This is a genomic window from Prevotella pallens ATCC 700821, from assembly GCF_000220255.1.
In the GTDB taxonomy this organism is placed as follows: domain Bacteria; phylum Bacteroidota; class Bacteroidia; order Bacteroidales; family Bacteroidaceae; genus Prevotella; species Prevotella pallens.
In genome coordinates, this window is record NZ_GL982513.1 from 201,029 (window position 1) to 222,541 (window position 21,513).

The 21,513-nt window shown below is 36.7% G+C and carries 16 protein-coding genes; 7 read left to right on the top strand and 9 right to left on the bottom strand.

Features of this window, described 5'->3' with window-relative positions; translation table 11 throughout:
- Nucleotides 1–255: 255 nt before the first annotated feature.
- On the top strand, nt 256–1,554 hold the full coding sequence (locus HMPREF9144_RS00820) for an L-cysteine desulfidase family protein (RefSeq protein ID WP_006043882.1): 1,299 nt from the start codon (nt 256–258) through the stop codon (nt 1,552–1,554).
- Between the two features lie 119 nt (nt 1,555–1,673).
- Here HMPREF9144_RS00820 and HMPREF9144_RS00825 read toward each other — a convergent pair whose 3' ends face one another.
- Complete coding sequence (locus tag HMPREF9144_RS00825) at nt 1,674–4,133, bottom strand: TonB-dependent receptor (protein WP_006043883.1); 2,460 nt, start codon at nt 4,131–4,133, stop codon at nt 1,674–1,676.
- Between the two features lie 455 nt (nt 4,134–4,588).
- Between HMPREF9144_RS00825 and HMPREF9144_RS00830 the strand changes: the two genes are divergently transcribed.
- Nucleotides 4,589–5,665 (top strand): hypothetical protein, encoded by a 1,077-nt coding sequence (locus tag HMPREF9144_RS00830; protein WP_006043884.1) that lies wholly within the window; start codon nt 4,589–4,591, stop codon nt 5,663–5,665.
- Between the two features lie 12 nt (nt 5,666–5,677).
- Nucleotides 5,678–6,394, top strand: coding sequence for a hypothetical protein (locus HMPREF9144_RS00835; RefSeq protein ID WP_006043885.1), 717 nt, complete (start codon nt 5,678–5,680; stop codon nt 6,392–6,394).
- Between the two features lie 168 nt (nt 6,395–6,562).
- Here HMPREF9144_RS00835 and HMPREF9144_RS00840 read toward each other — a convergent pair whose 3' ends face one another.
- Complete coding sequence (locus HMPREF9144_RS00840) at nt 6,563–7,549, bottom strand: helix-hairpin-helix domain-containing protein (protein ID WP_006043887.1); 987 nt, start codon at nt 7,547–7,549, stop codon at nt 6,563–6,565.
- A 92-nt stretch (nt 7,550–7,641) separates the two neighbouring features.
- Here HMPREF9144_RS00840 and HMPREF9144_RS00845 point away from each other — a divergent pair, with 92 nt between their 5' ends.
- Nucleotides 7,642–8,034 (top strand): VanZ family protein, encoded by a 393-nt coding sequence (locus HMPREF9144_RS00845; protein WP_006043888.1) that lies wholly within the window; start codon nt 7,642–7,644, stop codon nt 8,032–8,034.
- Here the strand turns inward: HMPREF9144_RS00845 and HMPREF9144_RS00850 are convergent.
- The 6 genes from HMPREF9144_RS00850 to HMPREF9144_RS00870 all read right to left on the bottom strand — a co-directional run bounded on the left by HMPREF9144_RS00850 (nt 7,994) and on the right by HMPREF9144_RS00870 (nt 15,185).
- Entirely contained in the window at nt 7,994–8,494 is a 501-nt protein-coding gene (locus HMPREF9144_RS00850; protein WP_006043889.1) for a CYTH domain-containing protein, read from the bottom strand. The genes HMPREF9144_RS00845 and HMPREF9144_RS00850 overlap by 41 nt on opposite strands.
- Nucleotides 8,494–8,637: a hypothetical protein gene (locus HMPREF9144_RS13465; protein ID WP_006043890.1), complete on the bottom strand. Its 144-nt coding sequence runs from the start codon at nt 8,635–8,637 to the stop codon at nt 8,494–8,496. The genes HMPREF9144_RS00850 and HMPREF9144_RS13465 overlap by 1 nt, the downstream gene beginning before the upstream one ends.
- A gap of 113 nt (nt 8,638–8,750) precedes the next feature.
- Nucleotides 8,751–9,869 (bottom strand): peptide chain release factor 2, encoded by a 1,119-nt coding sequence (gene prfB / locus HMPREF9144_RS00855; RefSeq protein ID WP_006043891.1) that lies wholly within the window; start codon nt 9,867–9,869, stop codon nt 8,751–8,753.
- 30 nt (nt 9,870–9,899) lie between these two features.
- Nucleotides 9,900–11,708, bottom strand: coding sequence for an AMP-dependent synthetase/ligase (locus HMPREF9144_RS00860; protein WP_006043892.1), 1,809 nt, complete (start codon nt 11,706–11,708; stop codon nt 9,900–9,902).
- Nucleotides 11,709–11,935: 227 nt separating this feature from the next.
- A complete protein-coding gene (locus tag HMPREF9144_RS00865; RefSeq protein ID WP_249031156.1) occupies nt 11,936–14,059 on the bottom strand; it encodes a TonB-dependent receptor in 2,124 nt (707 codons plus the stop codon).
- Between the two features lie 391 nt (nt 14,060–14,450).
- Nucleotides 14,451–15,185: a winged helix-turn-helix domain-containing protein gene (locus HMPREF9144_RS00870; protein ID WP_006043894.1), complete on the bottom strand. Its 735-nt coding sequence runs from the start codon at nt 15,183–15,185 to the stop codon at nt 14,451–14,453.
- A 557-nt stretch (nt 15,186–15,742) separates the two neighbouring features.
- On the opposite strand from HMPREF9144_RS00870, the gene HMPREF9144_RS00875 reads away from it, so the two are divergent.
- From HMPREF9144_RS00875 to HMPREF9144_RS00885, 3 genes are all read left to right on the top strand, one after another.
- A complete protein-coding gene (locus tag HMPREF9144_RS00875; protein WP_006043896.1) occupies nt 15,743–16,111 on the top strand; it encodes a BlaI/MecI/CopY family transcriptional regulator in 369 nt (122 codons plus the stop codon).
- 82 nt (nt 16,112–16,193) lie between these two features.
- Nucleotides 16,194–17,630 (top strand): M56 family metallopeptidase, encoded by a 1,437-nt coding sequence (locus HMPREF9144_RS00880; protein WP_006043897.1) that lies wholly within the window; start codon nt 16,194–16,196, stop codon nt 17,628–17,630.
- Nucleotides 17,631–17,743: 113 nt separating this feature from the next.
- A complete protein-coding gene (locus HMPREF9144_RS00885; protein WP_006043898.1) occupies nt 17,744–18,685 on the top strand; it encodes a tetratricopeptide repeat protein in 942 nt (313 codons plus the stop codon).
- Between the two features lie 241 nt (nt 18,686–18,926).
- On the opposite strand, the gene HMPREF9144_RS00890 is transcribed toward HMPREF9144_RS00885, so the two are convergent.
- Nucleotides 18,927–21,512, bottom strand: a complete 2,586-nt coding sequence (locus HMPREF9144_RS00890; RefSeq protein WP_006043899.1) for a leucine-rich repeat protein — start codon at nt 21,510–21,512, stop codon at nt 18,927–18,929.
- Nucleotide 21,513 lies beyond the last annotated feature (1 nt).

The window sequence follows — 21,513 nt, forward strand, 5'->3', positions numbered from 1 at the left end:
TGTCTATATATTCGCACTTCCTACGGCAGCATTACCTGCATCAGGTTATACGGGTATAATCTCAGCTCACTCAATAGAGTGGCACCCCCTTTTCGGTTAAACCGAAAGTTTATCTGTGTGCAAAGGTACGACAATGTTTACCAATAGCAAAATCAAACTCAAAGTTTTTATCCGTTTGTAATTTTTCTTTTGTTTTCCTTTTGGTTTATTAAAAATTGAGTAAATTTGCACTCAAACAACTAATTCGTAACAGAAATGCTTGAGAAAAACATACGCGAACAAATCATAGATTTGATTCATCGACAGGTAGTTCCTGCCGTTGGCTGCACTGAGCCTATGGCTGTTGCACTCTGTACAGCACGTGCCACAGAGCTGTTAGGACAGAAACCAGAAAGAATTAAAGCCCTTTTATCTGCTAATATCTTAAAAAATGCAATGGGCGTTGGAATTCCTGGTACTGGAATGATAGGCTTACCAATTGCAATCTCTTTGGGAGCGCTTATTGGAAAGTCGGAATATCAGCTTGAGGTTATTAAAGATTTAACACCCGAATCGCTGGAAGAAGGTAAGCAATATGTAGCAGAAAACCACATAGATATAAAATTAAAGAGTGGAATAAGCGAGAAATTGTATGTCGAAATAACCTGCGAAGCTGGCGAGAACAAAGCTACTGCCATAATTTCTAAAACCCATACAAACTTTGTGTACGAGGAAATGAATGGCAAAGTACTACTTAACAAACAAGTTGAGGCAGGAGATGGTACATCGGAAGATAACGACGACATTCAGCTAAATCTGAAATTGGTATGGGATTTTGCGACAACAACACCCATAAACGAGATTGATTTCATTTTAGAAGCTAAGCGTTACAATATGAATGCTGCCGAAGAAGCACTAAAAGGCAACTATGGACATTGCGTAGGAAAGACAATGGACCGACCAATAAGTCGTGGTTTGTTTGGTAATAGTATTTATTCGCACATTCTTTCTAAGACTGCATCAGCGTGCGATGCACGTATGGGCGGAGCAATGGTGCCTGTAATGAGCAACAGTGGGTCGGGAAATCAGGGCATTTGCGCCACCAATCCTGTTGTAGTGTTTGCTAAAGAGAATGGAAATACACCCGACGAATTGGTAAGAGCACTAACATTGAGCCATCTTACAGCTATTTATATTAAACAAAATCTTGGAACACTATCGGCACTTTGTGGTTGTATTGTGGCTTGTACAGGTTCGAGCTGCGGCATAACCTACTTGATGGGTGGCGACTATAACAACATTTGCTATTCTATAAAGAATATGATTGCTAACCTTACGGGTATGGTTTGCGATGGTGCAAAGCCAAGTTGTGCTTTAAAAGTATCGTCTGGTGTATCTACTGCGGTACTTTCTGCAATGCTTTCTATGTCTAACCAACATGTAACGGAAGCAGAAGGTATTATTGATAAGGATATTGACCAATCTATTCGCAACCTTACTAGCTTAGGAAAACATGCAATGAACGAGATGGATATTATGGTGTTGGATATTATGACACATAAAAACGGCTGCTAAAAATAGCTGTAATTAAAATACAATCCTACATTTTTAACTATACAAAAATGGTTCGCATATCGATTGATGCGAACCATTTTTGCATTTTAAAATAGATATTCTGTTGTCTACACCTTTTATTATAGATTCAAACTAACACCTGCATACCACGTTGCGCCATAGACAGGAGCATACATAAAGGCAGCATCATCGCCATGCTTTTCGTCTTGCAGATAGCTAAAGATATTCTTTCCTCCTCCATAAACACTAAACGAGCCAAAGCGTTTAGCTACACGAAGATTCCACAAAGTAAATGTACTAGTCTTCTTTATCTTCGATGTTTCTGGTGCATCTTCAGAGTTATAATCTATATACATAGTTCCTTGCAACGACCCTGTTAGTGCAAACGACCAAGTACCAGGAGTGTATTCCAATGTTAAATCGCCTGTCATAGCAGGGAAACGAGATATATACTTACTTTCTTTAGCGTATGCTAAACGAGCAGGAGTAGCTACACATTCTTCAGAATTAGGGTCTGACCACTCTGCACGCTCGTGTTTAAACTTACCTTGATTAAAGGTCCAGCTCACACCAGTCTTGAAATCTTTAAATGGATTCCATTTTATGCCGAGCTCAATACCCTGCACGTATGCATCGTCTACATTCTCCCACTGGTAGGTATAGCCGAATTTCTTAACATCATCGCTTGCTGGAGCAAACTGAATTTTATCTTTCAGGTCGGTGCGGAAGATATTTGCACTCAACTGAACATTCTTTGTATAGTAGTCGGCAGAGAAGTTATAGCTTATAGAACGCTCCCCTTTAAGGTTTGATGACTTCCAAACACGTGGTGAACCAGAGCAAAGATGTAAGTCTTCTGAGAAGCCGTATGGTGCACGGAAACCTGTTCCTATGTTGGCACGAAGTATGAACGATGGGCTAACCGCATACTTAATAGCAAGACGAGGGTTGAATGAAGTCTTGCTGAAGTGGGTCAATGGGAATGCAGAATCAGAAACTCTTTGACTTGTTGTATATTCTTCGCCAGAAGAGTGAGTATCTAACCGCAAGCCAGGTACTACTGTAAAGTTAGGCAATATGTTCCATTCGTCTTGTACAAAGAAGCCAAATTCATCGGCATGTTTCTTACCAATAGAGGTGTAAGGTATGCCAAAGTAAGGGTTACCACGTTCATCGTCTGACGAAATAATATAGAGACCTGTTTCGCGAAGGTGTGTAAAGTAGCTCTGAACACCTGCCAATAGAGTGTGATTACCACAAATTGTAGTCAGCGTAAGCGAAGGTGTGAATGTATTTTCCTTAGCAATATAAGGGCGCATCAGTTCTACATCGGGATCAACACCGTCAGGGTGAGTTGCATCGGTGGTAGCTTCTCTATAGTTAGATAGGAAGGTATCGTTGGTTGCATTACGTTTATGGTGTACGTAAGCCATTGCTAAGTTAAGTTCTGAATGTGCTCCTATTGGTAATGTATAAGCCAAATCGGTTGAGATACGATTGGTTCTGATATTCTCTGTGCCGGCTGAGAATGGATTTAAGAATAGATCATCTTTCATATTCCCACCATAACGAAGTTCGTCCATAGCCTTTGCACGAAGCACAAGTTTATCGTTCTTAGCAAAAGGACTATATACGTAGACACTTGCTCCTACATTATTCATAAGGCTATAAACTCTATCGGAAATCTGATCTTTATGTTTTACCTCTTCACGAGTTAGTCCATCTTGTGTAGCATCTACGGCATCTTCCTCTGTTCGCTGTGCTGTTACCAATAAACCTATATTTCTATAGCGTATAGAACCTGAACCTTTGTAACTTTTATGTCCAAAGCTTCCATACTGAATGTCGGCATTTACCGTTGGTTCGAAGGTTGGCTCTTTTGATATAATGTTGATAGCACCAGCAACAGCACTACTTCCATAAAGTGCAGAACCTGCTCCTTTTACCACTTCCAGACGGTCTATATCGTTTGTTCCCATCTGTTGTAGACCGTAAACTCCAGCCAATCCAGAATATACAGGTTCACCATCGAGTAGCACTTGGGTATGTTCAGCACCAAGTCCTTGCATTCTTACCATAGAGAAATTGCAGAATTGGCATTGCTGTTCTACGCGTATTCCGGGTACACCTTCTAGCGCATCGTACAGGTTAAGGGCGTTTTTACGCTTTAAAGCCTGCGATGTCAGTACCTCTGTACGTATTGGAACATTCTTTACAAAGTGCTCTGTGCGCGTACCAGTTACCACTACTTGGCTAAGTTCTAAGGCATCTTTGTCTAACTTAAAATAGACAGCAGTACCTTTTCCACTTACCATTTCTACTTCGAGTTCCTCTTCTTGATAACCTTCGAGGCTTGCTACGACAGTCTGTTTCCCTACTGGCAGGTCAGACATCTTAAAGTGTCCAGACGCATCGCACTTAGTTTTCATATTCGTTCCTTTCACTGTAATGGTGGCATAAGGCAGGTGTTGTCCTGTCTCTTTCGCCTTAACATCACCGAAAAGCATTGCATCTGTGCCCTGTGCCATCGTTATTATAGCACAAAATAGGCTTAATAGTAACATAAAATTTCGTTTCATGTAGCGTTAATTATTTTTATTAGGTGAATAGCTTTTAATTTTAAGTTGCAAAGATATCTATTTTTGCAATGTTTAACAATACCTAATAATAAGTAAAAGCCATATCATTCCGCTATCATTTACATTTATTGTTCATTCATTTAATATATGTGTCATTTTACATTATATATATAGCACACATTTACATAACAATATTTAAACAATAAAAAAGTTTACATTTACTCATTACCATATAGATAATTTTATTGATTATGAATGTATTGGTATCTTCTTTCTATAACTTACATACCTAAAAATAATGATTTTAAACTGCCAAATACTATATTCATAAAATTAAAAAAGTAGGGTATTCCCTTTTTTATATAGGTGTACGCCTTTGGCTGTATGGGGAATTACTATTATATTTGCAGCAGAAATATTGAATAAAAATATAACAAAATAGGAGGAAATAGATTATGAAAAGTAAAAATATAATATGGTTAAGTGCCATCGTTGCTACAATGTCTCTTACTTCTTGCGATAGTCTACTTGCCTTAAATGGTGGTTCGTCTGGCGTAGTTTATACATCTGGAGGTGATGTTTACAATGCTGGTTACGGCTCTGATTACGGTGGTAGATATGCTTATTCGGGCATACGATACGAAGATGCACGCCGTCAGGCTCTCTTTTTATCAGACAAAATGGCTTACGAACTAGGACTTAACGATGCTCAATACGAGGCTATTTACGAAATAAACTTAGATTATTTGCTTAATATGCGAGGTGAAAACTCAATTTATGGCGACTATTGGGCACGTCGTAATAGTGATATATTCTATGTGTTGAATGCCTCTCAATACAACTACTTCGTAAATATGGACTACTTCTATCGTCCTGTTTACTGGTACGACAATACATACGCTTTCAGCATTTACAGCCGTTACGACAATCCGCGCTACTTCTATCGCTCATATCCTGTATACTACGATACTTATAGAGGTGGTAGAAATCTTGGAGAACAAAGTTATTATGCCGGGCGATTTGGTAGACGAACAGGGCAGCCTGTTGTGATAAACCGCAATAATGGTAGCTTTGGAAACTACGGTAACAATGGTTCGCGCGTAGTGCAAACACCACAAAATGGAAGCAATAGTAGCCGTCCTTCTTTTGGAAATCAACGCAGAAATAATGAAAGTGTGGACAGAAGAAGCTTCGGAAATACCACTATACAGGGGCAACCTGTTGGTGTACAACCACAACAAATGCCACAACGTTCCAACAATAATAGTAGCTTCGGTGGCTCTCGTCAGGGAACAACATCACAGCCTTCTAATTTTGGTGGTAGCTTTGGTCGCAACAATGGTTCTGAACGCACGTTCTCTTTTGGGTCAGAAAGCCGTCGTCTTGAAACGCAACCGTCTAATAGCGGATTCAATAATAACAATAGCAGTCGTGGATCGTTTGGAAATAGTGCTCCGCGTCCTAGTATGCAACCTAATCAAACAATAGAACGCCCGACACAAAACAGTGGTTCGTTTGGCGGACATAGATAGAAAACAAAACACATGCACATAACAACTGTTAGTCGGCACAAGGTAGTGGCGGCTATGACAAGAGGTTTTTTTCAAGCCTTTATAAGTGGTAGTATAGATGCCACACAGCCTGGAAAGAAGAATATAACACCCTTAGAATATAAGAAAATAATAGCCGATAACTACGAAAGGTTGTCGGCTTACTATGTTTCTGTAATGTTCCCAATTCTTATTCGGCTTAATTACACTGACGGAGAGGCTGTTGCTGAAGACATGAAACGTAGAAAATTCAGTAATTCAACATCGCCAAAAATACTTCTTCGCTATGCTTGTGGGTCTAAAGAACTGTACGAAACTGCCATTAAAGAGTATCAACAGCAGGTTAGTATCTTGCTTACGGGAAGGTTACAAACCATAACAGAGTTCTTCGAAAGCTACGAACGTGGTGCAAAAGATATTCAACCAGTAGATGTAGCCCTTGCTATCCGTTCTATGGTGCGTACTCAGATGATGACATATAGTATGGTACTGAGAACTATTAATCCCGAATTGGCAACCTTGCACCAGGCTACCGTTTTCCGTTTAATGCTCTATGGCACAATGGCATTGCTGCACAATGAGCCTATTTCCATAGAAAGTGATAACTTAGAGATTATGTTCCGTCGTGTGGCACTTAATTCGGATAACTTTGAAGTACTGATGAATGAAATGAACCAAGCCTACGAAGATTTGGTGAGAGAACAGAAATAGTGATGCTATTATAGCCCCAACCCAATAAGATATAAATAGTATTATTAACTAATTAGTTCTCAATAGCTTATAAAAAGCTATACTTTTGCATTGTAAAAAGGTAGTTTTTGGCTTGCAAAACATACCTTTTTACAAACCAAAAACCACCTTTTTAATATATAAGAACTACTAAAAGCAGACGTATGGTTGTAGCCTCTCAATAACATCGGCTGGGAATTCTTTGAGCAATCGAAGTTGCGACAAACTACTTAATCTGCCTTTCAGTCGTCTGTATTCTACTATCTGACGTGCCATATAAAAGGTTATGTAGGGGTGGCGACGCAGTTGTGACAACGAAAGTGTATTGAGATTGAGACGTTTTGTTTGCGCATTACGCACTTCGAAGAAAGGTAACGATTCTACAGGGAACCCTTCTATCTCTTTCAGTTGTCCCACCGCTACATATCCACCAAGCCGTTCGCCATAGCTAACAATGGTTTTTGCCCAACCAGAACCAATACCAGGAACCTTCTTTAACATAGTTGTATCGGCATAAGCAAGGTTTATATGTGTGCCCATTTTTATTTTAATGGGGTATCGAATGGTATCTCTGTCGTATTTCTTGTATGGTTTATAGGCATCGTTCTTCTTATATTCTTCGTAGGCTTCGTGTAGTTTGCGTTGTTCTTCTATCCGTCCTCGTTCGTAATTGCGTATAGTTTCCATTGTAAAGGCTGGCTGATAGTCCTCGCCAATGGTTATGTATGGCTCTAAATCGCGATATTGCTTGCGAGTTAAACCATAAACTTTAGCAAACGATTGAGGCGAACGGAACACACCTCCTTTGGCTCTGTAGCGATAAATATTGCGTATTTGATAGGGTGCAAGCCCTAAACGGCTCAGCTGTAAACTATCTGCTGTATTAGGATCGAAAGGAAACAATTCTGTTTTTTGCCCGTTTTCCAATCTATATTGTCCCGAACTTGTTTCGTAACTGGCTATATCTCTTGTTCTTTCTGTAGCTATTGCCGAACTGTCGGCAGCATTAAGCAATGTGCTACTACGCTTATTACCTAATAAAAACAAAATTCCTAACACTCCAATAGTAAGACATAACAGAAAGGTAATGACTTTCCTATCTGACTTTTTCAGGTAAAAGAATTCACGAAAATTCATAGAACGGTTTACGATTGTATTTAGATTATTCAGCAGAAATTCCACTGAAACAGAAAAATATTGGTATTTTTGCAGTAAAATAGAATAGATTTATGAACAAAACATTCTCTCTATTGCGCAAGTTTCCAATGGCTATTGCGATGACTATATTTATTTTAGTTGTTTCGTTAATACCTATTCCAGAGACTCCATTAAGTGGTATTACACTCATAGACAAGTGGACACACATTGGTTTATACACTGTGCTCGGTATGATTGTGGCACACGAGTATTTTCATAACCACAAACCTGTAACCCCAAAAGGTATGTTTCTTGGTGTATGGTTGCTACCATCGCTTTTAGGAGGAGGCATAGAACTATTGCAAGCCTATTGTACCAATGGAAACAGAAGTGGCGAATGGCTCGATTTTATTGCCGATATTATAGGTAGTACTATTGCTTTGGCTATCGGTACTCTGCTGGTAAGGTTTCTTTCCAAGCAGTAAATGGATAGTTACGCATTTGCCGATTGTAGAAACGAGGGTCGCCTGTAACCTCCATTCCTATGAAATTAGGTTTTTCAAACGGTTCAGTCAAACTTTCCAATTCTACTTCTGCCATAACCAAGCCCTCGTTCTCGCCGTGAAATTCGTCAATTTCAAAAGTATGTTTGCCACTTTTCACCAAATAACGATGCTTGTCTATTATACCTTTCTCGCACAATTGAAGAAGTTGTTCTGCCTCTTCGAGAGTTATTTCTTTTTCAAATTCGTAACGCGAAAGCCCCCCATCAACCGACTTTCCTTTAATAGTGAGGTAGCCTTTTGTATCTCGAATGCGAATACGAACGGTATTTATAGCTGCAAAATAGCCTTGTCGGACATGACTTACATTATATGCTTGGCTCTTCCAATCCATATTTTTATGGACAAGAAACTTACGTTCAATTTCTAACCCGCTACTCATTATGCATTAAAAGTCATTGCCCACGTCATTAAAATAAGAGCTAATATCATAAGAGATATTATTATCCACTTAAAAACAGACTTAGCTTCTTTCTCTTCGCGTGCCTCTTTTGCTTTCTTTCTTAATTTGTTTTTATTGCTCATTGTGATAATTTTTTTACGAGAAAAGCCGTTATAACTTTTCACTGGTTACTATATATAATAAGGTGAGAAATTCTCTTTCTATTCACCTTTTTCTATTTTTACACTCCTAAAAGTTATTTTTCTTCTTCTGGAAATTCCATCAAGTAGGCTTTTATAAAGCCATCAATATTTCCATTCATCACCCCATCTACATCAGAAGTTTGATAGTTTGTGCGGTGGTCTTTCACACGACGGTCGTCGAAAACATAGCTTCTTATCTGACTTCCCCACTCTATTTTCTTCTTCGATGCCTCTACTTTTGCTTGTGCTTCCATACGTTTTTTCATTGCACGGTCGTACAATTGCGATTTCAAAAGCTGCATTGCTTTTGCTCTATTCTTGGGTTGGTCGCGTGTTTCGGTGTTTTCGATAAGTATTTCTTCCTGCTCCCCTGTATCAGGATCTTCATATTGATAACGCAAACGTACGCCCGATTCAACCTTATTTACGTTCTGTCCACCAGCACCGCCCGACCTAAAAGTATCCCAACTTACACGTGCTGGGTCTACATATACCTCAATAGAGTCGTCAATAAGGGGTGAAACAAACACACTGGCAAAGCTTGTCATACGTTTTCCTTGTGCATTAAATGGGCTAACACGCACCAAACGATGCACCCCATTTTCGCTTTTTAGAAAGCCATAGGCATATTCTCCTCCTTCGAATTTCATAGTTACGCTCTTAATACCAGCCTCATCGCCATCTTGAATATCTGAAATGGTAACTTTATAGCCGTGTGCTTCTCCGTAACGCATATACATTCGCATCAGCATAGATGCCCAATCTTGGCTCTCTGTTCCACCCGCACCAGAGTTAATCTTCATAACACACTCCATAGGATCCTCCTCTTGACGGAGCATATTCATTAGTTCGAGATTCTCTATATCGGATATTACCTTTGCATAATCCTTATCTACTTCTTCTTCGGTAACGAGTTCGTCTTTATAAAAGTCGAATGCGAGCTGCAATTCTTCGGCTTCCGATTTAATATTTTCATATCCTTTCAGCCATTTTTCAATGCCTTTTACCTTTTTCATTTGCTCTCGTGCTCGGTCAGCATCGTCCCAAAAGTCAGGTGCTTGGGTACGAAGTTGCTCTTCTTCGAACTCAATTTTCTTTTTATCTATTCCTAAATAGTGATGTAAAGCATCTACACGTGCCACCACATCTTTTAGTTGTTCTGCTGTAATCACTTTCGTGTTATGTTTTTAGATGGTGTTTTCTTATTCTTCGTACATACTTTCTATAACGTCCTTATAGTTCTTATAAACTATTGGGCGACGCAGTTTTAATGTATTTGTTAGCTCTCCATTCTCTGCTGAAAAATGGTGTGGTAATAGTGTAAAGCGTTTTATTTGTTCGTATGGAGCAAGCAATTGCAACAACGTAGCTATACGTTCTTTCATCATTTTGTTTACTTGTAGATTGCTACAAAGAGCTTCTCGACTATCATAATCTATATTAAAGTCTTTCGCCCACTCCTCTAAAACTCTAAATTCGGGTACTATAAGTGCTGAAACATATTTGCGTTGGTCGGCAATAATAGCTACTTGATCGATAAACTTATCTACTAAGAGCAACCCTTCTATCATTTGTGGTGCAATATATTTGCCGTTCGATGTTTTAAAAAGGTCTTTTATGCGCTCTTTCAGATACAGTTCTCCGTCTTTAAGATACCCAGAATCGCCTGTACGGAAGTAGCCATCGGCAGTAAAAGCAGTTTCGTTTATGTGCTCACGATGGTAATATCCAGGGGTAATAGTAGGACCTTTCAGCAATATTTCATCGTTTTCGCCTATTTTTATCTGTAGTCCTTCTATTGGTCTTCCCACTGAACCCACTGTAAAAGCCTTTCCACGATGGTCGCAACTAACTGTAGCCACACTCTCTGTAAGGCCATAACCCACCAACATATCAAGACCTATGCTATGTACAAATGTTTCAACTTCGGGCGAAACGTATGCACCTGCTGTTGGAAAGAAATTTGGATTGGTTAAACCTAACTGTTTACGAACCAATGCAAGAACTGTTTTATTTAAGAGTTTATACTCTAACTGTAGACTTAAAGGAGGACGTTTGCCCCGTCCAAGATACATTACATTGTGTTTGCGCCCTACTTCTAATGCGTGTTCAAATACTTTTCGCTGTACAGCACTTGCATTTTCTATTTTTTCTTTCACTGCTATATAAACCTTTTCCCAGAAGCGTGGCACCGAAGCCATACAAGTTGGGTGGGTTTCTCGCATACTTTCTTGAATTTCTTTTGGATATGTGTTCACTATCAATTCACCACCGTTGCCTAATACTAAATAAGCAAAGGCTCTTTCAAAGACATGTGCAAAGGGTAAAAAGTCAATTGATCTATCTTTATCTGTAACAGGTACACATTTACTATTAGCAATCATTGCAGCATTATACATACCGTGTGTAAGTATAACGCCTTTACTCTCGCCTGTTGTACCACTAGTATATAAAATGTTACAGATATCGTTATCGTTTGCCTCTGCCCATCGTTTTTCTACTTCTGATTGGCGTGGAAATCCTTCGCCAAGTTTTAAAAAATCTTCAAAAAAGATAGCATGCGGATCGTGAGAACTTATGCGTACACTTGGGTCGAAAATAATAATACGTTCTAATGTTGGGCAAAGTGGAAGTATACGATGTGCTTTATCGTATTGTTCTTGCTCGCCAACAAAAACAAAACGAACGCTCGCATCTTGTATCATATACTGTATTTGCTGTTCAGAACTTGATGCATAGAATGGAATTGTGGTTACACGAACACCATAAGCACCAAAATCTGTATAAAGATATTGTATACAATTCTGTGCGAATACGGCAATTTTCTCTTGTGATTTCAGTCCTAAGTTTATTAAAGCATTAGAAACTTGCTTTACGCGCATAGAAAATTGGTTCCACGATACCGTTTTCCATTCTAAACTTCCAAAATGTCTAAAAGTTATAACGGGCTTTGTTCCATATTTTTTTGCTTGCTCGTGTATAAGCACAGCGTAGTGATATTTTGCCAGCATAGTTCTTATTTCTTTTTACGAATACGATTTTTCGTATGCCGTATACATAATGCAAAAATAGTAAATTTAAGTCATATAAGGAAATTATTTTAAGGTTATTATTATTTTATACACACCTCTATTAGGTGAAAACAGAACAATAAAACCGAAGAAAAGTGTAACTATTGCTTTAACAAGATAGATATTATTAAGAAAAGCAACATTAAATATGCTGCTTTTCTATTTGTTTACATTATTCCCGTATCGGTATCTTTGTGCTGATTATGTTCTTTCTTATTCTGTTTTCTATGTCCAAACTCTAAATTCCACGACAAATTGAAGGTTAAAAAATTGCCCATATCACGGTTACGCTGCACTATATTTTTCGTTACATAGCAATTTAATATGTGCGAATGTAAGTCCTTGTGGTGTTGAGTAAATGGATTATTAATGTAAAGCGATAGCTGTAAATTGCCCAACCGATAGCTACTGCCTACATAAATATTACTTCCGTTGTGCGCAAGTGTTTCTCCTTCGTTGAATTTCCACCCGTTATCGGCATACGCTGTAAGTGTCCAACGCCCTAAATATGCCTGTATACTGGCTTGAAAATTGAATGTTGTTAAACTATGCTTATAGTCGTCGCCTTCGTTAATGAAGCGATAGAGTGCTCCAACCAATGTTGTTTCGAGCACATCGGGTATGATTTTAATGTTGAAAGCATCTGAAATGCTGAACATTTCTATGCGTTTCTGGTTGGCTTGCATATAATAAAACTCATTGTTGGCATTACGAACGTATTTAGACATATTGGGATTGGTATTCAATCGCCAAAAGAAATCAACCAAATTATAGAAACGTGGGCGCACATAACTTATATTTACTATTTGCTGAACAACCTTATTTGGCTCTATATTAGGATTTCCAACACGCCATTCGCGACTGTTTTCTCTGATTTTAGTATTACTAATCATTGCCATACGCGATATATGTTCGAAGATTTCAAAACTATATCGCACCGATAATGCTTGCGTAACAGAATAGTTTAAACTAAGTTTAGGGCGAAAAAGCCAATAGTTATATTTATCGGTGGCTTGTTTGTAGCCTGCATTTGTGGCTCCAATGCCAAAAACATAACCCAATTTTTGCCAATTTCCTTTTATTTCCGAGAACATATATAAGGTAGAATAATTCATCTTATTAAACGATTTTACATCGCCAATATACTCGTTTCGTATATATTTCAACATACTATTTATACCTGCCGATATGGTAAAAGGGCGCAATTGGTGTTCGTAAATAAGCTCAGAATATAACGAACGCATTTGTCCATCTACATTATATATATAAGGTGAAACTTCTTTTAGATAGTTGTTTGCCTTTGTTCCAATTGTTGTACCCACTATATTGGCTGTAATGTTGTTACTTTTGCCCAACTTTCTATAGTAGTAAAGGTCGAGAACTGGCGAAAAACTACGTTCAGAATTGCGACTTTCCGAGAGGAAATTACCTTCGGGTGTAAACATTTGATATGTTTTATCGTTGTTAAGACTATGATTAAAGTCGTTCGATAAACTTGCTTGAAACACGTAAGACAATGCTGAATCGGCAAGATTATACTTTAATTGAAGCCCATTTCTAACCGTACGATTACGGCTCGATAAGTCGTTTCGCGCAATATAATAAGATGTATTGTTGCTTAATTGATAGTTAGCCTCTTCTTTAGTTCTGCTTCCTTTGAAGTCTTGATAATTAAAAGAATAGGAAAACGAAAGTTCCGAATTGCCTCTATTAAATTTTATAAATGCTGTGTTATCGCTACTTTTTGTTGTTAAAGCATTGTTTAAGTCTATGCCAATTGCCCCTCCTTGTTTGCTTTTTGCGGTACGAATGTTTAGCACATAGCCCACATTTTCGCCATAACGAACACCAGGATTATCTATAAATTCAATGTTTTTCACCAGTTTTGGATTCATATTTATCAATTCTGTCTTTGTTGCTATCACGCCATTAATACGAATTTGCACATCGCCATTGTTATTTAATGCTGTTATTGTATGCATTGTTTCGTTTATTCTGATACGTGGCAAACTGAGTTTTGCCAACAAACTGTATCCGTTTGTAGAACTATTGCGTTGCGTTTTCGATGGAAAAATAAGTTGTCCGTCGGGTTTTTGTATCACTCTTGTTGCTTCTATTGTTACGCCAGATAGTTTTACGGGCTTTTCGTTCTTATTTGTTTGCACCGTGTCGCTAACTTCTTTCTGTGTAAAATTGTGCTGCAAACACACTGCATTAAACGAAAAAGCGTGAACACATAAAACATATTGCCCAGCCATAACAATTAAAAATAAAGTAAAAAATCGTTTCATTGTCATTCAATAAATTTAGTTTCGCTCCTTTGCTTCATATTGCAGCATTGCAACGATAGGTTATAGTTTATTAGACAAAGTTAGATTGAACAACAAAAAATAGGGTAAAATATGGCTGACAAGTGTCTGACATCTTACTGAAACGTAACCAACATAGCCTATTTTGCTATTTTAGAAGAATAAATACTTAACAACGAAACCTTATTTTATAGACACGAAAAAGATAATAAATTTGTAAACGCCTTATTAAAACAATAATATTCTTTAATGGGCTATCTATGCAATATTCTGCAAAGTGCCTATATTCAACACAAAATAGATGTTCGTGCTATACAAAAAATATATACATCAGTTTCTTATGCTATATTTTTGCAAAATTGTAGCATTTTTCTTATTGTTTTTCTAAACGATAATCGCCACCTCGTTCGGTAACAATATTCAAACCAGCATATTTTTTTAGCACTGGTTTTATACGTCTAATAAGTGTATAAAGCGTTTCGGTTGCATCGGGTTTCTTTGGCCAAAGTGCATCGCAAATGGTTTGTTTAGACAATTTATAGTCGGCAGAAGCAACAAAAAGCTGCATAAGTTGTTGTTGCATAGGAGTAAAAGGAACTGGCATTTGCTTTATATTATAGAACATTTGCCTATTGTTTGAATAGATTAAACTATTTAAAACAAGTGTGCCTAAACTATGTTTGCGCAACCAATAAACCGAACTGGCAAGCCAAACGAGGGATAAAAACAAGAGAAAAGCAGTAGAACGCTGGTTAGAAAGTCCGTAAATGGTGAAAAGAGAACAAGTTGCATACGACTGGAGAATAATATTTCTGTTGTTGTTTCTTACCCATTTCATAGGCTTACTGCATAGTGTTTTTGGTGTATTGTTAAGTGCATAAGTTACAAACGACTCGTTTCGGAGCACATCTATCTTTAAATTTTTGCGATAGTTTATAATAGTATCGGGCGTTATCCAGGCTTCTTGCTGTTCAGAAAGCGTTAATGCTAATGCGCGATTCATATCGTTTACAATCATTTTCTTTGTATGGTTGTAACTATTTATACTTGTAAATACCGACGACAATACTAATGTAAGGAACACAATAACAGCTGTATATGGTTTCATAAGCTCAATTTAATGTTTACAAAAGCAAAGATACTAAATATTTTTAATATCATAGTTTGGCAATTATATTATTTTTTTGAAGAGTAGTGCGCCTTTTGGTAGGTATATATATTAGCCATATAAAAACACATAACAGAAGGAGGAAATTATTAATAAGAAAATAAAATTTTTTAATTACAGTTTTTTATTTTCTTATTAATATTTGCATAGGTTTTAATTACAAAATTTTAGAAGTATATTACACACTCTTTAAACAAACAGTTGTTTAGGCTTGGGCTGTTTTTGCTTTATTGTTGTATTAGCATTTTGGCATCTTTTTATTTACGTTTATTATAAGGTGCATAACAATTGAAACGTGAAAGAATAAAAAAACTATTTATGTGGAATGTGCTAAATGTAGAGCCGTTTTTATTTTGCAGAACATATCTATTATTTTTTCGTATTAAACTATTAATCAATATAAAATATTAACCCATTAACATTTTTTAGCGTGCTAAGATTGTTGTTATTACGAATTAATCGTAAATTTGCAGCAACCTATAGAATAAAATTCGAATATGGAAAAGCTAACAAAACAAGAAGAAGAGGTTATGTTGCAAGTATGGCGACTTAACAATTGTACAATAAAAGATATTTTGCAGCAATTAGAAGAGCCTAAACCACCCTACACTACTATTGCTTCGGTAATGAACAATTTGAAACGCAAAGGGTATTTAGTGGCAAAACAACATGGTTTGGTATATCATTTCACACCAAAAATAGCTCAAACAGATTATAAATCAGACTTTATGAGCAACTTTGTAGGCAACTATTTTAAAAATTCGTTTCGCGAAATGGTATCGTTTTTCGCAAAAAAAGATAAGATTTCGCCAGAGGACTTGAGAGATATTATTAGCGAAATTGAAAAAGGAAAAGATACTGAATAAAACAGAAATGGTGCAAAAATAGTTTTTTTAGAAGTATTTTAAAACATAGTTAGAAAAACGTTGAACTTAAAATATAACGAATATGACGATGTATTTTCTAAAACTAAACATTGCCTTAATAGTGCTCCTTGGTTTTTATAAACTTATGTTTTCTGGCGATACATTTTTCTCGCTACGTAGGGCAACACTTATAGGAATATACATTGTTGCAATGTTGGTGCCAGAGCTAAATTGCTTGGAATGGATAAACAAAAATGTGGAAATAACATCAATAGCAAACCAATATGCAACCTTTATTTTGCCAACCGTTACCATAACACCAAATAAGATAAATGCAACGAACTGGGAAACTATAGCATTAACCATATATAATATGGTGGTTTGCGTGTTATTGGTGCGTTTCTTTTGTCAGTTAATTTCCATTATAAAACTTAGAAACAAATGTAGAACAGCCAATATAAATGGAGTAAAAGTATATTTGTTAGAAAACAACGAAGGTCCATTTTCGTTTTTCAACTGGATTTTTATCAATCCATCAAAACACAATACACAACAAACACACGAGATAATAAAACACGAATTAACGCATTGCAAACAATGGCACTCCGTAGATATTCTATTTACAGAACTGTTTTCTACCATTTTTTGGATAAATCCGTTTGTTTGGTTGCTTAAACGCGAAGTAAGATTAAACCTTGAATATCTTGCCGACAACAATGTTTTAACCAGTGGAGCAAACAAAAAAGAATATCAATACCATTTGCTTGTATTGACATACCAAAAGAATGTAGCTACTATTTCAAATAATTTTAATGTTTTACCCCTTAAAAAGCGTATAGAAATGATGAACAAAGAAAGAACAAAACAAATAGCAAAAGCAAAGTATGCACTTTATATTCCGTTGATAGCAACTCTATTAATAGTGAGCAACATAGAAACAGTTGCACGTAATATAGCCAATGTTGCAAAAACAATAGGAAATAAGAATGTTGAACAAAAAAAGATAGCAAATTTAGCATCGGGCAAAAAAGTAACAAAAAGGCAAAAGAACCAAAAACGTGTGCAACATACAGGACAAACAGCTTGTACGAATAGAAAAACAGAAATACAAACAACCAATAACAGGGAAGAAATGGTTGCTAAAAAAGTAGAGAATACGGCAGAAATTGCAACAAACAACCCTACACAACAACAAACAAAAAGAACACCAAAGAAAATTTATGAAGCCATAGACAATATGCCTACATTTAATGGAAACCTTAATCAGTGGTTAGCACTGAATTTAAATTACCCAATAGAAGCTGTAGAAAAGAAACAACAAGGAAAGGTTATTCTGGAATTTGTTGTATCTGAATATGGTGAAATTTTAGAACCAAAAGTTATTCGTTCGGTTTCGCCAATACTCGACAAAGAGGCAATTCGTACAATATTGGCAATGCCTAAATGGAATCCGGGTAAACTTAATGGAAAACCAGTTGCTGTGCGCTATATGCTACCAATTACATTTAAACTAAACTAAAAGTAAATAGTGTATAGTTAAAAAAATAGTTTTCGTGAGGCTGCATTTGTTTAAAAGCCTCACGAAAATAAATAGACAAATTTTTTAGTTCATTGTTTCATAAAACTGTTTATATGCAAAAGCAAATTCTACTTTTTGCTGTCGTTTGTTGCATTTGTCTACATACAATGGCACAAAACTGCCAACAGCTTATTGAAAAAGGCGATAGCTGTATGAAGGCATACAACTATTTTTGCGCCATTTCGCACTATAAACAAGCACAAATGTTAGGCGACAATAACACAATACGTATGAAACTTGCCTCGTGTTACTATCTCCGTACGGCATATAAACAATGTGCAGATATGCTGAAAACAATTCCAGAAGACAGTCTTACTCACGATGCAATGCGCGAAATGTACTATGCACAGGGAGCAATGCAACAAACAACTCTACAAACTTATTGGGGAATGACACTTATAGATAAGTTTCCAATGGACGGACATATAGTTGCCGACCTTATGAAATTATTTGTAAACCAAGAAGAAAGTAACCCTAATATGGCAGTTTTATACGGCGAACGCTATTATAAAATAGATTCAAACAATGTGGAAGTAAACCGTGCGTTGGGCGAAGCTTATTTCTTAAATCGCAAATACGAGCAATGTATCGCTATATATAATAAGGTATTTGCGGCAGGCGATACCACTTATAACGCACTTTATTATACAGCAGGAGCATACGAATATTTGGAAAAACTAGATTCGGCAGCCCTTTATTTTGCAAAAGCAGTGGAACGAAACCCGAAAATAGCAGTTGGAAACTACCGTTTGGGAGTTGTAGAAAACCAATTAGAACGCTACGATGCAGCCATAGAACATTTAAAAACAGCCGCAACACTATACGAACCTAACAAAACAATTATGTTCGTGATATATAAAAATATGGGCGATGCCAAAAACAAGCTGAAACAATTTAAAGAAGCTTACCTTTATTGGGGCTACGCTCTGGCATATACCGACGATAAAGAACTAAAAGAAAAACGTTTGGAACTGAAAAAACAACTCAACCTCTAAGTCTCAGTATCTTGCCACAACACAATTTTTTATTTTCTAATATATCATCTCCCCGCTGAAACTAAAATACCCACCATAACAAAGTTCGTTTCCTGTTATGCTGTAATATACTGTATTGAAATAGAATACAATGTGCAGAAAAATATGATACATATTTTACGACCGAAAGTATTATGCTTACAAAAAAGGTGGAACAACATAGCGTTATTCCACCGTAAAAAAATAATAATAGATACTTATGTTAATGAACAAATTTTGTTGAAGTCCCATTAAAAGTTACAATGTAAACACCGTGAGGAATACTGCTAAGATCTATTGATGTAGGATTATCGAATGAATTAATCTCTGTACCTTGTGCATTATAAAATATGACTCGTCCACAATTACCGGTAAACAGTATCTTTCCGTTGATAATATTAAAAGTTTTTATACTGTTATCAGCATTAATATACTGCATTCCTGTGGGGTCATTAATGCCATCGTAAGGTAAACCAGGATATCCTTCTGTGCCACCAACATAATCTATCACGTTCCATTGCTTTTCTTTTGCAATTGCTACAGCCGATTTTGTACAGACATTGCCCTCTATTCCTTTCGTATCAACAATAATTATTTCTGCAATATCGCTTTCGTTTCGCTGTGGAAGTCCCTCCATAAGCAATTTACAAGCATTAGCAGAAAGCTCATTCGAATAGCATACTACGGTTAAAATCATTTGGTTTTGCGACAAATCTAACGTTTTCAACTTATTGTTGTCTATCCATATATATTCTAATTTTCCGAGAGTCTTCACATTAATATCGGTCAAAAGATTGTGGTGAAGCGAAAGTGTGTTTACATTCTTTAGATTCGACAAGTCAAGTTCTGCTATTTCGTTGTTGTAAGCACATAGCAATTCCAGTTCAGGTAAGTCAAGTTTTATTGTTTTCAGTTTGTTATCGTTGATATAAAGTTTCTTCAGTGTAGACGAATTGAGTGAGAACGAAGCAAAGTTGTTCTTTGCCAGTTGCAATTCTTGTATATTATTATTATTTGTGAGATTAAGTTCGGAGAGTTTATTCTCATTTGCAAATAAATTTTGTAAATACAGATTGTTTTTTACGTTCAACTTCTCGATATCTGTTCCATTCAGCGAAAGCGTTTCAAGATATTTCTGTGCACTCACATCAATGCTACTAATCTTGTTCTTATTTACTGAAAGAAAATTCAGAAGAAGGTTCTTGCTGATATCAATTTTTGTAAGTTCGTTTTCATCACAATCTACGAAAACAAGCTTTCCGCACTGCGTAATATCCAATTCCTTCAGTCCACAGTAACTGCAATTTAAAGTGTCGAGCTCTTTGTTATTAGACAAATCCAACTTCTCTAGCTTACCATTCTTACAACTTAGTACCTTCAACATAGGACAATGGCTTACATCAAGCGCTTCTACATTAAAGTTATCAATACTCATTTCCGTAATTCTGCCTTCTATTCTTACATCTTTCTTCATTACCTGATAGTAATCAAATTTCTCGCCCATTACTTCTTTTGTTCCCAAGAATTTAATTCCATCGAACATTATATTTTCTCCAACAATACGAGAAACAACTTCGCTACCAATTTTCTGACTAGTCGTAAAAGTTACATAAGGCATCGCTGTAGATTCTTCTATATGTTTGAATGAAGACCAGGGTGTAGATATCCTGTAAACGTCCAATTTTCCATGAGGAACAAACAGCTTACACTGATCAAAGTCTACATTATAAAATACCATCGAACTACAATAAGGAGGTTCAGTAGCAAGAACGTGAACTTCGGACAGTCCTGTACAATTCATAAACACACCAAAACCAATTTGTTCAAGTTTTTCTGGCAAAGTAATAGTAGATAACTTCTTTATGTGTGCAAATGCCGAACTTGCAATTTCGGTAAGCGATTTCGGCAAGATTACTTTCGTAAGCCCATAAACCTCATAGAACGAATATTTATCAATCTTTTTCACCGTTTCGGGCACGACATACTCACCGCATCTGCCCTTCGGATACTTTAAAAGTGTCTCTATATTTTTATCGAAAAGTACACCATCTACAGATGCAAAGGTCTTATTATTCTTATGAACTTCAAATGCTTTCATAGCATTACAGATGTAGAAAGGCACCGAATTACTGCTGCCGATATCATTCAGCGATGCAGGAATAACAAGTTTTTCTAGCTTTTCTGTATTCGAGAAAGCCTCACCCAAGAGTTTTACCGTACCTTCAGGAATGTTATACGTACCCGTTTTTCCATCTGGACATTTTATCAAAGTAGTCATATCCTTATCAAAAAGCACCCCTTCTGCTGTCTTAAAGTTCTTGTTTTCGGACTTTGCAATAATTTCTTTAAGATTGTCGCATAGCAAGAAAGCGTTCTTTTCAATAGATGTAACGCTATTGGGAATGGTTATCTTACGCAATTGGTCGCATTTGCAAAACATATTAACTGAAAGAGTATTATCCTTTGTTCCGTATTCCAAATCTTCATTGACATAATAATAAGCATCTCCACCTGCCACAATGTTCGCTCCAGAAAGGTCAAGTACATGCAATTTCCCATCGGTTTTTCCGCCCGCAATGGTACTTCCGCCCATCGCACGAATAAAGAGAATGTCCGTACCATTTAAATTTCCTGTCAGCGTAAGTTCTGTAAGGGAAAGCATTTCCTCCTCAGTTAGCTTATCTTTCAATGTTCCTGCTTCTTCTACGTGCACAATTTTCTGTGCAAAAGCTACCGATGCCGATAGCAACATACATACTAATGTGATGAAACCTCTAAAGCTTTCGTTGGTAAATAGTTTCTTTCTCATA

Bases quoted from the DNA above. Each gene is read 5' to 3' on its own strand.
- HMPREF9144_RS00820 (WP_006043882.1), top strand. From the start codon at position 256: ATGCTTGAGAAAAACATACGCGAACAAATCATAGATTTGATTCATCGA.
- HMPREF9144_RS00825 (WP_006043883.1), bottom strand. From the start codon at position 4,133: ATGAAACGAAATTTTATGTTACTATTAAGCCTATTTTGTGCTATAATA.
- HMPREF9144_RS00830 (WP_006043884.1), top strand. From the start codon at position 4,589: ATGAAAAGTAAAAATATAATATGGTTAAGTGCCATCGTTGCTACAATG.
- HMPREF9144_RS00835 (WP_006043885.1), top strand. From the start codon at position 5,678: ATGCACATAACAACTGTTAGTCGGCACAAGGTAGTGGCGGCTATGACA.
- HMPREF9144_RS00840 (WP_006043887.1), bottom strand. From the start codon at position 7,549: ATGAATTTTCGTGAATTCTTTTACCTGAAAAAGTCAGATAGGAAAGTC.
- HMPREF9144_RS00845 (WP_006043888.1), top strand. From the start codon at position 7,642: ATGAACAAAACATTCTCTCTATTGCGCAAGTTTCCAATGGCTATTGCG.
- HMPREF9144_RS00850 (WP_006043889.1), bottom strand. From the start codon at position 8,494: ATGAGTAGCGGGTTAGAAATTGAACGTAAGTTTCTTGTCCATAAAAAT.
- HMPREF9144_RS13465 (WP_006043890.1), bottom strand. From the start codon at position 8,637: ATGAGCAATAAAAACAAATTAAGAAAGAAAGCAAAAGAGGCACGCGAA.
- HMPREF9144_RS00860 (WP_006043892.1), bottom strand. From the start codon at position 11,708: ATGCTGGCAAAATATCACTACGCTGTGCTTATACACGAGCAAGCAAAA.
- HMPREF9144_RS00865 (WP_249031156.1), bottom strand. From the start codon at position 14,059: ATGAAACGATTTTTTACTTTATTTTTAATTGTTATGGCTGGGCAATAT.
- HMPREF9144_RS00870 (WP_006043894.1), bottom strand. From the start codon at position 15,185: ATGAAACCATATACAGCTGTTATTGTGTTCCTTACATTAGTATTGTCG.
- HMPREF9144_RS00875 (WP_006043896.1), top strand. From the start codon at position 15,743: ATGGAAAAGCTAACAAAACAAGAAGAAGAGGTTATGTTGCAAGTATGG.
- HMPREF9144_RS00880 (WP_006043897.1), top strand. From the start codon at position 16,194: ATGACGATGTATTTTCTAAAACTAAACATTGCCTTAATAGTGCTCCTT.
- HMPREF9144_RS00885 (WP_006043898.1), top strand. From the start codon at position 17,744: ATGCAAAAGCAAATTCTACTTTTTGCTGTCGTTTGTTGCATTTGTCTA.
- HMPREF9144_RS00890 (WP_006043899.1), bottom strand. From the start codon at position 21,512: ATGAGAAAGAAACTATTTACCAACGAAAGCTTTAGAGGTTTCATCACA.